We start from the raw sequence: 14,180 nt of genomic DNA, 5'->3' as shown, positions 1-14,180 counted from the left end.
AAGGTTAATACGATTGTTGTATCTGTTAATGGCTATTGCTTACCCAGGTAATGTCCTTAAAACCACTAGCTCCCTCAAAATCGAAATACCTTTGTTTTAATAACCGCAACCTGTACCTCACAGGAAGATAAGCTGCCCATTTGGAGCCGGATAATATATCAGGGTGTGCATATAGAAAATTCTCAAGATGAAAATCCAGATCATCTGATGAGGGAACAAGCAGCTTACCGAAATCGCCGGTATCCATCACAGCGCCTTCAACCTTAAACCGGCTCTGATCATCATTAAAATGAACTTCCACCCCGTTCAGGCCCCAAAAGAAAGAAAGCGTCCTATTGATGCGTGACCCTGTGAATGAATAAAGGCTGATTTCCTTTGCTTCAATAAGCATCGGCCGTTGCAGGGCAAGATCCTCAATTGGAAAAACACTGAATTCTGCCCTTAATTTCCCGATCTCTTTAGCACTGTTTTCATCAAGCATGGGATATATCTCCTTGCTGAAAAGAATTTCCATCATCTTTTCTCGGATCCGCGGATGTACATCCCCACCTTCACCAAAAAACAACGGTTTCCTGCCATCGTTTGCCGGCACAACCTCGATTTTTTTTGCTTCATGATCAACAAACCTGATCTTCCAGATCTTGGCTGCCAGCAAAATATTCTCATTTTCGCGTACCTGTGCTGTCATAGGGATCTGACCGATACCAGTTCCGGAACTGAGTACCTTATAATAACTCTGTGCATTAAACACAGTATAAAAATCACGCCCGTTAACAATCTTTTCTCCCTCTATCCCAATGATAAGTTCTTTTCCAAGCTCTTCCAGAAAATCAATGGCAATCAGCTGTTCTATAATCTCAAGGATTGCAGACTCTTCGATCAGTTCAAAAGCGTAGTTAGATTTTAAATTTCGGATCAGCTCTTTTTTTGTGATCCCCAAACGTTCCTTTGTGATCGAAAGCGCCTGGTGGAGCAGGATATCATAGGAATAGTCAATGATTTCAGGCGGCTCGATAAAACCTTCCAGATATAAAAGCCAGCCTGCAAGCGATTGCAACAGGCTCCATGGACTTGTTGCATACAATAAAAGCCTGCTTTTCGCCCCTTCCCTGCGTCCACTTCTGCCCACACGCTGGATGAGCGAGGCAATGCTATGAGCTGCATCAAGCTGCACCACCTGGTCGACCGAGCCGATATCAATCCCAAGTTCAAGCGTGGAGGTACAGGCAATGGTAAAATTCCTACGCACCTTGCTTTTCGCAAACTCCTCTACATATTCCCTTACCTGTTTATCAACGGATGAATGGTGTGAAAAATAATTCGCATGGCCACCAACACGCCCAGATAATTTCATCAGGCTCACCGCAACCTCCTCGGCCCTTCCCCTACTATTGGGAAATACCAATACCTTTGAATCCCTGGTTTCCCTGTAAAGATCCTTTAGAAGTTCCAGTGGTAAACTCATTCCTCCCTGTTCAAAATATTTAAAAGTGGTGTCAAGATCTTTCGAAGTCGGATCCCGTAAAACAATGGTCTTTTCAGGCTTCCCGGTAAACTTCTTAGCTTCCGAAAAATCACCCAAAGTTGCCGACAAACCGACAACGGAGAAGCCAACGGAATTAATATCCTGCAACCTGGACAGCAGCGATTTTAAATGAACGCCCCTGTCAGATCCGATAAAAGAATGGATTTCATCGATCACTACATATTTTAGATTGGAAAAAAGGTTTTTGACATCGTAAGGTTTGTTGACAAACATCGCCTCCAGAGATTCAGGGGTAATAAGTACCACGCCCTGCGGATCCTTGAGCAGTTTCCCCTTAAGTGACCTGCTCGCCTCACCATGCCATTTGGTTACCGCTATCTCCATATCACTGCATAGGTCTTCCACCCTCATGAACTGATCGTTTATCAGCGCAATGAGCGGCGAAATATAAAGCACAGCAACTCCGCTTTGATTGAAATCCACTTTGGACAATATCGGAAGAAAGGCTGCCTCGGTCTTTCCCGAAGCGGTCCTGGATGCCAGTATATAATGTCCATTGTCGCCCATGATCTTTTTGATCGCAGCCGACTGGATATCACGGAAACCCTCCCAGCGTTTGTCCCTTACAAACTTTCTTACCGCTGGCGACAATAGCTCGAATGCTGTCACAGTTCCTCGATTCCGTCCAAAATGAGATCATCAGGTCTTTCATCAGAAATCTGCACCTGTGAAAACAGACGATTTTTATCCAGGTCCGGATTCTGCCGCAATATATTCAGTATGTTCAGAAAATCACGGATCACTTCCCTTGGCGTCAAAAATTCATCAGCGCCAGGTTTATTGAACATTTCTTCCATGAAACTCAGGATATCATCGTCATTGATATTGATTTCAGTTTTATAGTTGAAATCAAAGATCAGCTTAAGTTTTTTAAGCAGTACGAATATCTCATTGTTATCCAGTGGCAATAACCTGATCACCGGCTGGGCAAAATCCCTGATTCCGGCAGTCTCAAACTTATTTGTCTCGAGCCTTGTCTTTAATGCATTGTAGCTGAACAGCCCCCTGCGCTCATTCTGCAGGAATTCAAAAGTACCCGCAAAGTTGAAAAACAGGTTGGACACCTTTCCCTGGAAACAATCATTGTAAATACTCAGGATCTTTTCATAGTTCTTTTCCCGCATGGCAGCCGTGGAGATCTTGTAAAGATTGATTGCCTCATCTAGATTGATCATAAAGCCGCTATAGCCCATACTCACAAATAACCGGGTAAAGTTTTTGAGCATATCATAGTAGTTTAAATCATTAATGATCTCGCGCACGCCCAGATCCTGTCTTGCCTCGGTCCTTGTCGAATATTCCCCTTTTAACCATTTCAGCGCGCTCCTTCTGAGCATATCATCCCCTGAGATATAAGCTTGGTAATATTTGAGCACCACCGTACCAAAGTCAAATCCACCAGCATCAGAAAGCTCATTGATCGTTTTCATGATCGCATTCTGTACCAGTGGCAGATTGGCCTCATCCCGTATCGAATGTAAGGGCAGCTGGTTTTCCTCAGCTGTTTTTGTCAATACCTGCTCAATCCATTTCTCCAGCAGCGTCGGCAATGCACCGCCCTCCGGTTTAGTCTGGATCGAGATATTGTCCATGATGGCGGAATATAGCGCAAGTCCTTTCCCATCGTTTGCATACAATCTATTGTCCGGGGTAAAATCGGCTTTGGCCACCACGAATTTCTGTTTTAGCGCAACCGTGTTAAGCAGATGCAGGATAAAAGATTTTCCGGAACCGAAATCCCCTATCCAGAACTTGACCATGCTATGCCCGTTTTTCACATCTTCCAGTGCTGCCACGACCGCATCGATCTCCTCAGACCTTCCCACTGTAATATGTTGTATCCCAATCTTTGGGACTACCCCGCCGATCAGCGAATTGATGATCGCGGTAGCCTCTTTGGGTTTTAGATTCTCTATCATTTTGCTAAAATATTTTCATAATAATGTTCGTAAATCACGTAATTGTCTTCTTCCTCTTCAATCAGCACATCACCTATATAATCATAACAGGCTTCATTGATACTGTCTATGAGCTGGTTTTTAAAAACGCCCCTTTCCTTTGCCATCTGCTCAATCTCACACTGCGGGACGGCGTAATTGTTCCTGCTAAAATGCATCAGGATATCGCTTTGGACTGCAGAAAGATTGACATCTGCAGTAAAAATTGCCGCTGTTCCACCTGGAGCTGACATTAGAGGTTCTGGCATATCCACTACCAACGGAACCTGTTCTACAGCAATAGGCCCTTCGTCCTCCTGCAGGTATTTGTTCAACAGTTCGACAGTACCTGAATGCCTTTGTTTGATCACTTCGATCGCATCAGCATTAAGCGAAATTTTCTTGCGTTTGGGCAGCAGTACGGTAGAAACAGCCGCAAGTGCCTGCCCCAGATCCTTACTGGCAACCAGGTTTTCGATCACCACCTGAAAATCATGTAGCTGCTCATCTGTTTTAAACAGCTTTTTGATATTGCTTTTGTTCAAAGGGCGGTTGTCGAAAGTATCGGACAGCAGATCAGCATGGATATAATAGATATATAAGGTCAATGCAGCCTGCGGATCCACTGAAGAAATATCTTTGGACGCCTCATAGTAGATCATTTCCAGTGACGGGTTGGAACTGTTCAGTTCGGCAAGATCCATCACAAGGTCCATATATCGGGCCATATTGTTTCTAAACTCCTTACTGATCCGCTCAAAAGATTGCCTCCATCTGCCAGGACTCTGGCCGTATAATAACCGTTCGGTTTTCCTGTCTGGCATATCGACCCTAGGGATCCAGATCTGCAATACCTGTGAGAGTTTATTGGTGATCCTGAGGTGATACTCCGTTAAAACCTCTTCATCGCTTACATCCGGATCGGTATTGATCTTTCTGGTATGGCCATAATGGATCCGGAGTGCATTTTCAGCATGTTTAAAAATATTATAATGGATATCCGTCAGCGAGGATAACATGGTATGTTTATAGCTATAATCATTAAGGCCATGTTTGACACGGCTTCGCGTCATCAGGTCCGCTACGGTATTAAACTCCACTTCAATGGCCGTACCCTGCTTTTGGTATTTGTAAGACAGATCATCCAGGATAAGTACAAAAAGCTTAACGATCTGTGACCTGCAGAACGGGATACTGCTGAAATTGTTACTGGGATACCATAACTGGTTCAGGATATGAACCTGCTGGTCATTCAGGTTTAACTGTTTTTGGTATTCGTCCCCCAACCTGTCCACCCTACTGGTATCATAATCCGTATGGGAAAATGAAATCCGTTCGCCTGCACCGGTTACGTCGATTATAGATGAATCCATGAATGTTATTGATAAGAGTCCTTAATTTAGCATACGGCAGCCACACAAATATTAAAAATATCAGGCACTGCTATAGCCACTAATATAACCAACTTAAACCTGTATTTCCAAATCAAATCCATTGTTATCTTATTGCCTCTGGCATTATCGGGTAGCCACCATTCTCCTGTCCAGGTAAGCTTAATAGCATCTATTACTGATACCTGTTGATATATTCCTGAAGACCGCCCTTCATGCCCACGCCAACAGCTTCAAACCTCCACTCCCCGTTACGGCGGTAAATCCTTCCGAATTCAACAGCAGTTTCGATCGAGAAATCCTCTTCAAGCTCGTACTTCAGTACTTCCACACCATCCTTGTCCACAATACGCACAAATGAATTGCGTACCTGGCCAAAATTCTGCCTACGCGCCTCAGCTTCGTGGATGGTCACCACGATACACAGTTCGCTCACTACAGGACTGACAATCGATAAGTCCACGTTAATCGCCTCATCGTCCCCATCGCCCTCGCCCGTCAGGTTGTCCCCGGTATGCACCAAAGCCCCATCAGGAGAAGTTAAATTGTTATAGAATATAAAATGCTCATCGCTGACCAGCTTTTTGTTTTCGCCCAGCATAAATACCGACGCGTCTAAATCAAAATCATTGCCGCCAAAGCTGTTGGTATCCCAGCCTAGTCCGATTGTAAATTTCGGTGCCGTTAAATTCTCCCGTTGTCCTTTTTGTAGATTGATTGCCATATAAATTAAATTTTTGCCTTAATAATTGATTAGTTGGGGCTGAAATTGGAACTATTACTAGCCTACGCGATAAGCCTCAGGCTGTGATTTCCAATTAGAAAATACACCTATTTCTTTGATAGTTGATTATGTAGTTGAAAAACGGGGATGTTTGGTAGGAAGAAAGAATCTGGACAGTTTGTTGGCTGGATACTGGTTAAGATAATTCGACCTGCAAAAGCAATATCCACAGTTTCTAGTACGGACCATCCCAGCCAACCTCCTATCTGGGAGATTCAATAATTCCTCATTTGCCACAGTATAAAGTTCGGTGTCATCGTATATCACCACATTTGGGTTATCCAATATTATTTCTTCCAAGTGCTCAAAAGGAATAGGAGCAGTCGGTTTTCGCAAAGTTACCATCTTTCTATGACTCTGATATTTATCCCACTTCTCTGTAAGATCATCAATACTGATAAAGTATTTCTCTTCATATGGCGTATCAGGCTTCCAAAATATAGGGTTATTTTTTGTAATGAAAATTTCTAGATCTTCCTCCAATAGTAGACTGAAATGATATTTAAAAAGTACTGGACCATAAAGATTCTGCCTAGGAAAAAGTCCATGCAAATCTGTGGTGTCAAAAAAAACATCTTCCCATACGTCGTTATCCTTGTCATCCTTATCCGAATCCTGAACAGTCTGATATAGGCCCGACTTTTCGATCAATCCCCTAGAGTAAAGTCCACCGTTATTTAAAAAAGACTGCGATGTGGCAAGTGTATTGGCATGGTGGAGATGAGTAATTCCTTGCTCACCAAGAAACCTATACACAAAATTATTATCTAATCTCATCCTAAAAATTGAATTTCTGCTGATTGTCGATGCTTTTTCTGTCTTCGATGATTCGGCTATCCTTAATGGCACTTTCAGACATAGTGGCTACGTCATCTATCGAAATAACTGAACTATACTTGGGGTATTTTTCAAGAAAGGTCTCAAGCCTTCTAAACAGGGAACCATGTTGCAGCTTTAAATTGATTATTGAGCGTGCGAGGTATGTGGTACAATTTTCAGAAAATGACAACTCAAATTTTTTAGCTAAAAAAAATGCTCTCAAGATATTTGCCTCAACAGTAGGATTTTTCTTTTTGTACAAATCATTTTTTCTTAGAATATCTAATGTCTTTTCCGTAACGCATTCGTTGTAATTTCTCACGTGTATAAAATTCCCCTTGTTTACATTTATCACAAGAGAATCATAGTTAAAAAAACAGCCGTCTGCTATTCTTTCTATAATATAATTCTCATTCCTGTTAACTACATCAGTTCTAAATGCCCAATTGTTATCGATCGTCCAGAGATCGACCTCACTATCAAGCAGACTTATTTTAACGCCGGACATCCTGTTGAATTTATATTTAAGTTGCGATCTTTTGAGTATATCCTCAAGTAGTTCCTGATCAATATCAACCATCATATCAAGATCCCGAGATAAAGAGCCATTGGCGATATCCCTAAGAAATCCTCCTACGACATAGGCTGTACCATTAGCCAATATTTCCATAAGAAAATCGTTAAAAGCATAATTAGTCAATCTAAAAACATCGAACTTTAGCTTGAACCGATCTTTAAATTCATTTATCTCCTCAATTTTCTGCAACATTTTTCTATATTTTAATTCCTTTCAGTTTTTGAAAGAGCGCCAGTGCGTAGGAATCCGTCATACCGCTAATAAAATCTACTACAAGCTGAAATTTGCTATACTCCTCATTTCTGTTGTAATGATTAAAGTTAAGATATATGTGCCTATAGCTTGACGAAATTAAATTAAATAATCGGGACTCTTTTGAATTCCCTGAATCTTTAAACTTTGGACTCTTTGCCGCTGTGATAAACACATCCAAAAGGCCATAAATGATTTCCCAACCGGCAATTTCTGTCTCTACAATACGTCTGTTTTTAAAAACATGATATGAAAGATCCTTAAATGCATTTCGTACATTATTTGCTTTTGATCGGTTAATTAATTCACTTTTATAATTTCCATCCATTATATCGTCATAGTTCTCTGTAAACTCCTTTACTATTGAGCCTATCATAAAACCTTGGGCACTAATTCTAAACCGCTGAACAGTAAGATTTAATCTGTCTGAGGGTAGGTTACGGTAGTCTGTATGAAATTTTTCCAAATCATTTAAAAGTCGTCCCTCGTCTGGATCATGCCTGTTTAAGTGTTTTTCAAAAACTTCCCGAATCAGTTCAAAACTTAGATTTCCAACCTTTACACCATCTTCTATATCCGCTGCCGAATAAGCAATGTCATCGGCCGCTTCCAGGAGAAAAGTAATCGGGTGCCGCTTGCCATTGAGTTTCAGATGACTGTCAATGGCTAGAAAGTCGTCCGTTTCTGAGACAAAATATCCAAATTTCTTCTCTGAAACATCAGTTGTTTTCCCTTTATTGCCGTCAATAGAGGATTTTGGATATTTTATAATACCCGCCAATGTTGGAAAAGTGAGATTGTAACTGAATTCATCTACTAAAAACTGTAGCTTGCGTAAGATGCGAAAAGTTTGCACATTACCATCAAAGTTTGTGAGATCTGCTATTTCTTGATCGTTCCAGCCATTTCTATTATCCGAGTTTTCAAAGTATGTATTAAAAAAGGACTGTATTGCAGATTCACCAAAATGTCCAAAAGGTGGATTGCCGATATCATGAATAAGACCGATTGTCGACAATAGGGAACTTAAATGCCCACTGTATTTAAATTGATCGAGTTTATTATTTTCAAAGAGATATTTCTCGATACTTTTCCCAATTGATCTGCCAATTGAAGACACTTCCATTGAGTGTGTAAGCCTCGTGCGAATAAAATCACTCTTTTCCAACGGAAAAACCTGTGTTTTATCCTGCAATCTTCTTACTGCCGAACTCGAAATCAATCTTCCGTAATCACTTTCGAAGGGATCCCTCCCGTCGCTATCTATTGTTTGACTCCTTACTCTAAAAGTTTTGGGATCTAGTAAGATCTCCCACGTATTACCCATCTATTTTTATATTTATTGTGTTAATTTATTTGATCAAGTTTTCAACGGCAAAGCAGAACTAATCTAGTTAGAATATGTTCACTATAGTCCAATTTTAACCCAATCCAACCTAAACTTATACCCCATAGCAGTGATCTTCTGATATGTATCATAAAGTGTTATTTTGGAAAAAAAAGGCACTTTGAATTTCTTACCGCTTTTGAGTATCCTGAAAACAATGGTTACCTCTTCTGGATAAAACTTTTTGACGTTGTACACACTTCTTATTTTGGTGTCGTGTATAGCTTTCTTAAATTCCTGGCGAAAGCCTACATCGTTAAGCATCAACCTTGCCGAAACCAATCCTTGATTAAAAAGATGACTCAGCTTGGCCGAACCTGTCCCTGCTTTTACATGTACGATCTCTAAGTTGTCACCTACGATATCTGCCATTTCAATCTTTTCTCCTGCTTTTTTATAGAATATCTGATCCAATACCTCATAACCCTTAGAAGCAAAATGTTTCAGGTAGGGTGGCTCTGTGCCATGAAAAGTCTGTCCAGTTCCATCAAATTCAGTTGTGCTAATAATGAGCTTATCGAAAAATTTGTTTACACTCTCATAGTAAGATTTATCAAGCTTGAACCAGATGCCATTGGAGAACACATAATAGTCCCCAGAGTATTCCAATTCTGAAGATAAACTGCGATAAATTGAATACGGTCTCTTTATTGTATCGGTGTCATCGTAGAGATTCATCTGGAGTCTATCCAATTCATGTTCTAGTTTGAGATACCCAGCTTTACGGTAGTCGTCAATGAACTCTGAGATATCCGGATAATCAAATTCGCCAAATGACCCAAATCCTCCATAAGCAACGTGGTCAATTGCGAAATCGTTAATTATTTCTGGATAAGAAATCACAAACGCATCATAATCTTGGTTCGTTATTGCATCACTGAGCTTATCTGCCAACTCTTTGTCAAGTTTCTCGATAAGTGCACGATCTTTCACTGGAGATATGAAATCTATCCATTCAAAGTTTGTCTTATACGTAGTGAGCGAGTATCGTTTTAAGATCTGCTGGCTCTTCTTTCTAATTGATGATCCATCCATATCAACAGTCATCATAAGACTTTCACTTCCAACTATACCTTTTGCAAAGTCAGTATCAACAGATACTCCAGATATTTGGCTTACAAGATCATTCATGATGTCTAGATCAAATTCGGCAATGCTGCCCTGACTTCCCAACTGAACTCGCTTGGTCTTGGCCTTACGTCCGAGCGATTTCGAATCAAGACTTCGGATTGCATCTCCTTTAATGGTATTGATAACTACTTTTACGCCAAAATCCCATTCAGTTTTTCCTTCGATCAGATCGCTGTGACCATAACCGAACATATAAATGAGATAGCGATTACCGATAGGTATAAATAGCAGGGCAGCTACCCCCTGATTCCTAAGTTCGGGAATTGGCTCGGTTGTCCCAGATTCTAGAAAGACCTTCCAACTTGGCTCACCGCCATAGGATTGTCCATAATAAAGCTCTGATCCCTCTATTTTGTCCCAGTTTTTAAAGGGGCCTTGCAGCCCATGATTTGTTTTAAGTAAATCTTTGATTTTTAGTCCAGATTTACCCAATCTCGTGGTTAACTTCATTATGAACGTCAAATTAGTGGTCAATATAGTTGTTAAAATCTATCGAGCTATCTCAAACCATTCAAATACTCAATCATGAGTATCGATGACTAAATTCGATGCTGTTCTGAGTTCTCTAATGTTTCTTATGATGCTTGTTTCATATCTTTCAATCTGAACTCGAGATAGAATAAGTAAATCTAGTGGTATTATGTTAACCAGTATTACGGTTTCCCCTATCCAAATATTATTTATCGCAATCCTTAGAACACATAATTTTTAGAATAACTTTGAGATAATTTTACACCAGATATAATACCTTTTTGACCAGCCGTTTAACAATAGGATTAATCCACTTTTCTCATAACCGGATAACGGCACAGCAATAATCAACGAGTTTCTTTTCATAAATTATGCTATTGGATTTTGGATGTAGAATTTCTATTGATGGCAACGCTAAGAAAATCAATGCTGAACACAATCGAATCAGCAGTGTTTTGGAAGTCAACTTTACAGTTATAAAAACCAAGTATGAATTCATCAGTCCATCAATGCTGAAAAATTCATACAAAAATATTGCGATTGTAAGCAAAGGAAAGATCAAATCGAATAATCTGAACAAGGTTCCTTCATTATAGGAATTGGTCAATTTCCATATTGAGGAATTTGGAGGGCTAGTTGAAAAGGCTTTGAGGTCAAAAGAAACCTTAAAACAATGGAAGGCCACTGAGAAGAAGATTGCAGAATTCCTAAAAGAGGAATTAAGGATGGATGATATTAATTTATCAGATATTGAACATTCTTTTGCTCAGAAATTTTATAATTACCTTATTCTAGAGAGATCTCCATTATTAAAAGATGCTGCTGCAATGAAGCAGATTAAAAACTTAAAACAGTTATTAAATACAGCTGAAGCAAATCAATGGATATTAAAAAATCCTATTGAAAAATTCAAGTGTGGTTCGGAAGATCCAGAGATAATACCTCTTGAAATCTCAGAGATTGAAAAGATATGGCGTAAGAAACTTACAATTGATCGTCTGGTAAAGGTCAGAGATGCATTCATTTTCCTATGCTTCCCAGGTTTTGCCTATCAAGATATCTATAACCTTAGCAAAGACCATATCGTATATGTGGGATCAGACAAAGAAAAATGGCTGGTAAAAGAGCGTGGAAAAACGAAGGTAACAGAAATGGTTCCAGTTTTACCGATTGTCTATGAGTTGATTTTGAAATACGAAAATGCGCCATATTGCAAGATATATAATCGCTTAATACCCATTAACAGTAATTTTAGGTACAATTCATATCTAAAGGAACTTTCTGATTTATGTGATATCGGAAGGACATTAAATAGCCACCTTGCGCGTCATACTTTTGCAGATATGATGCTGAATTTACTTCAATTTCCATTGGAAAGACGTAAGCAAAATGCCAGGTCATAAAAATATTCGAACGACCCAGAGATATGCCAGGATAAAGAAAAGTCGGATTGGAAAAAGATTAACGAGCCAATAGCATAATATTTGATGAACGAGGTGAACTAAGGCGGTTTGATTATTGAAATTTTTGATATCAGCTTTTTAAATATTCAAGATGCTTTTTACTTTTTTAATTTCGATAAAAATAAATCACGAATCGCAAGATATATTTCAAACAGTTAGAGCGCTACCTGAGGCTTAGACAAAATTACTGAGGGATTACAGCAAAGAAAAGTTATTTAAAATCCAATTTACTCCTCAAGGTAATTTTTAACTATAGTGCTTTGAGAAGACTATCTTCTAACTAAAGAAAAGGCACACATTAAAATTATTATGTATAACGTTCAGGTCATTGACGGTGCGTAATTCAAACCATTTTGTGAACGAATTGATTGAAATAGGCAGTTTTCGAAAATTTTGGAAGAATAAATTGTATAACTTAATTTCTTCAACAAAAGGTGTAAATCGACCAGGCAAAAGTGTAACTTACCTGTACTTGCCGAAATATACTATAGCTTAACTTGATTTATGCTTAAGAAATTTAATTTTAAAACAATTATTGAAATCATTGCCTCAATATTTTTGTTAAGTCTGCCGCTTCTGATTATAGATCAAAACATTAAATACATCACGACAGTATTTGGCTTATCCCAATATCTCCATTTTTGTCTGATTTTTATTTCAATTTATTTTCTGCACACATTTTATCTATTTCCAGTACTGTACAGTAAGTCACGTCACTCTCTATATCTATTAGGTCTGTTGGCTATCCTGGCAGTTGTTCTTTGGCAAAGACCCTTTGATAAATTTATCAATCAGAAACAAAATTTTTCACCTCATGATTTCCGGATAGACCAACCTATGAGGCATTCTGACCAAACACTCATTTTTCCTAGGGAGAAAACGCCACTTAAACCACCATTTAAAAGCGGAGACGGTGATAGTGGTCCATGGATTGATGTGGTAAGTGTTTTTCTTTTTTTTCTGACCATTATCATCAGTTTCACCAAAGAAACAAATAAGCAGTTAAACTTAAGCAGGCAAAGGGCACTTGTTGCCGAATCCGAGAAAACACAAGCCCAACTATCCTTCTTAAAAGCACAGGTAAATCCGCACTTCTTATTCAATACCTTAAACAATATTTATACACTTGCTATTATAAATGATAAAAATACAGCACCATCAATAATGAAACTTTCGAATATCATGAGATATATAACCGATGAGGCTGGAAACGATTTTGTAAGTTTACAGAAAGAACTGAATTGTCTTGCCGATTTTATTGATTTACAAAAATTGAGACTTACTCAAAAAACAACATTATTATTTGAGGTGGAAGGAGATTGTGAAAAGCAAAAAATTGCACCTTTGATATTAATGGCCTTTGTGGAAAATGCTTTTAAATACGGCATTAGCAATCACAGGAGCAACAAACTGGTCATCAAAGTTTTCTGCGAACAAAACTCATTGAACTTATTTTGCCAAAACACCATGCATCCTGATAAAACCAATACGGAACGCAGCGGTATCGGTTTGGAAAATACCAGACGAAGACTAAATTATATTTATAAAAACATGCATGTGTTAAATGTCAACCACGATATAAACTGGTATACTGTTAATTTAAGCATTCAATTATAATGGGCAAAACTCTAAAATGCGTAATTGTTGATGATGAACCTTTGGCAGCTGTTCTGATTAAAAATTACATTGAAGCCTCTCCTGATTTAGAAGTTTCCGGCGTGTTCGAAGATGCAATTGCAGCCTTGGAATATTTAAACAGTTCCAAAATAGACCTTCTTTTTTTAGATATAAATATGCCTGATATGACTGGTATCGAATTATTTAAATCTTTAAGACATAAGCCTATGTTGATTTTTACTACCGCTTATAAAAATTTTGCTTTTGAAGGCTTTGAGCTTGAAGCTATCGATTATCTGCTTAAACCAATAGATTACCTGCGATTTAAAAAAGCGGTAAGCAAAGCAAAAGAATCTCATCGCTATCAAAATGAAAAACAAGTTCATGAACTGGTAGAAAGCATTTTCGTGTACTCCGAATACAAGCTGATTAAGGTTGACTTTTCTGATATTTTATTTATCGAAAGTCTGGAAGACTACGTCAAAATCCATTTAAAAGATGAGAAAATGATTTTAACTTTAATGCCACTAAAAAAAATGATGGAAAAGCTGCCAGCTGAGCATTTTCAGCGTATTCATAGAAGTTTTATAGTATCGATAAAAAAAATTAAAGTCATACATAAGCGAAAAATCGAACTGATTACTGGTGATATATTGCCGGTTAGTAACAGTTACACGGCACTGATGAATGAATGGAAAAAAGGTCGCCAGAATGCTTAACATATTTTAACAAACTTGATTTCACCGATACAAATCCCTTCTCTATCGGCACATATTTGCCTAACACAGAATGTGTTTCTAGATTA

The 14,180-nt window shown here is 38.7% G+C and carries 11 protein-coding genes; 3 read left to right on the top strand and 8 right to left on the bottom strand.

Features of this window, described 5'->3' with window-relative positions; all coding sequences use genetic code 11:
- Window positions 1–25: 25 nt before the first annotated feature.
- From ACFE6N_RS21365 to ACFE6N_RS21330, 8 genes are all read right to left on the bottom strand, one after another.
- Complete coding sequence (locus tag ACFE6N_RS21365; protein ID WP_378939882.1) at window positions 26–2,155, bottom strand: DEAD/DEAH box helicase; 2,130 nt, start codon at window positions 2,153–2,155, stop codon at window positions 26–28.
- Window positions 2,152–3,465: an ATP-binding protein gene (locus tag ACFE6N_RS21360; RefSeq protein ID WP_378939880.1), complete on the bottom strand. Its 1,314-nt coding sequence runs from the start codon at window positions 3,463–3,465 to the stop codon at window positions 2,152–2,154. The genes ACFE6N_RS21365 and ACFE6N_RS21360 overlap by 4 nt, the downstream gene beginning before the upstream one ends.
- Entirely contained in the window at window positions 3,462–4,856 is a 1,395-nt protein-coding gene (locus ACFE6N_RS21355; RefSeq protein WP_378939878.1) for a tellurite resistance TerB C-terminal domain-containing protein, read from the bottom strand. Before ACFE6N_RS21355 ends, ACFE6N_RS21360 begins: the two co-directional genes overlap by 4 nt.
- 193 nt (window positions 4,857–5,049) lie before the next feature.
- Window positions 5,050–5,598 (bottom strand): TerD family protein, encoded by a 549-nt coding sequence (locus tag ACFE6N_RS21350; RefSeq protein ID WP_378939876.1) that lies wholly within the window; start codon window positions 5,596–5,598, stop codon window positions 5,050–5,052.
- Between the two features lie 126 nt (window positions 5,599–5,724).
- Entirely contained in the window at window positions 5,725–6,435 is a 711-nt protein-coding gene (locus ACFE6N_RS21345) for a hypothetical protein (protein WP_378939874.1), read from the bottom strand.
- 1 nt (window position 6,436) lies between these two features.
- Entirely contained in the window at window positions 6,437–7,246 is an 810-nt protein-coding gene (locus ACFE6N_RS21340) for a hypothetical protein (RefSeq protein ID WP_378939872.1), read from the bottom strand.
- A 4-nt stretch (window positions 7,247–7,250) separates the two neighbouring features.
- Window positions 7,251–8,633 carry a dGTP triphosphohydrolase gene (gene dgt / locus ACFE6N_RS21335; RefSeq protein WP_378939870.1) on the bottom strand — a complete coding sequence of 461 codons (1,383 nt, stop codon included), beginning with the start codon at window positions 8,631–8,633 and terminating at the stop codon, window positions 7,251–7,253.
- An 81-nt stretch (window positions 8,634–8,714) separates the two neighbouring features.
- On the bottom strand, window positions 8,715–10,274 hold the full coding sequence (locus ACFE6N_RS21330) for a DUF6119 family protein (RefSeq protein WP_378939868.1): 1,560 nt from the start codon (window positions 10,272–10,274) through the stop codon (window positions 8,715–8,717).
- Window positions 10,275–10,894: 620 nt separating this feature from the next.
- On the opposite strand from ACFE6N_RS21330, the gene ACFE6N_RS21325 reads away from it, so the two are divergent.
- The 3 genes from ACFE6N_RS21325 (at window position 10,895) to ACFE6N_RS21315 (ending at window position 14,094) form a co-directional block, all read left to right on the top strand.
- Window positions 10,895–11,698: a phage integrase SAM-like domain-containing protein gene (locus ACFE6N_RS21325; protein WP_378939866.1), complete on the top strand. Its 804-nt coding sequence runs from the start codon at window positions 10,895–10,897 to the stop codon at window positions 11,696–11,698.
- Window positions 11,699–12,595: 897 nt separating this feature from the next.
- On the top strand, window positions 12,596–13,375 hold the full coding sequence (locus ACFE6N_RS21320; RefSeq protein ID WP_378939864.1) for a sensor histidine kinase: 780 nt from the start codon (window positions 12,596–12,598) through the stop codon (window positions 13,373–13,375).
- Complete coding sequence (locus ACFE6N_RS21315; protein WP_378939862.1) at window positions 13,375–14,094, top strand: LytR/AlgR family response regulator transcription factor; 720 nt, start codon at window positions 13,375–13,377, stop codon at window positions 14,092–14,094. The genes ACFE6N_RS21320 and ACFE6N_RS21315 overlap by 1 nt, the downstream gene beginning before the upstream one ends.
- The last annotated feature ends 86 nt before the right edge of the window (window positions 14,095–14,180 follow it).

The sequence above is a fragment of the Pedobacter sp. BG31 genome, from assembly GCF_042464845.1.
Lineage (GTDB): Bacteria > Bacteroidota > Bacteroidia > Sphingobacteriales > Sphingobacteriaceae > Pedobacter > Pedobacter suwonensis.
The sequence above is the reverse complement of the archived record's forward strand: the minus strand, read 5'-3'. Positions and strand labels throughout refer to the sequence as shown.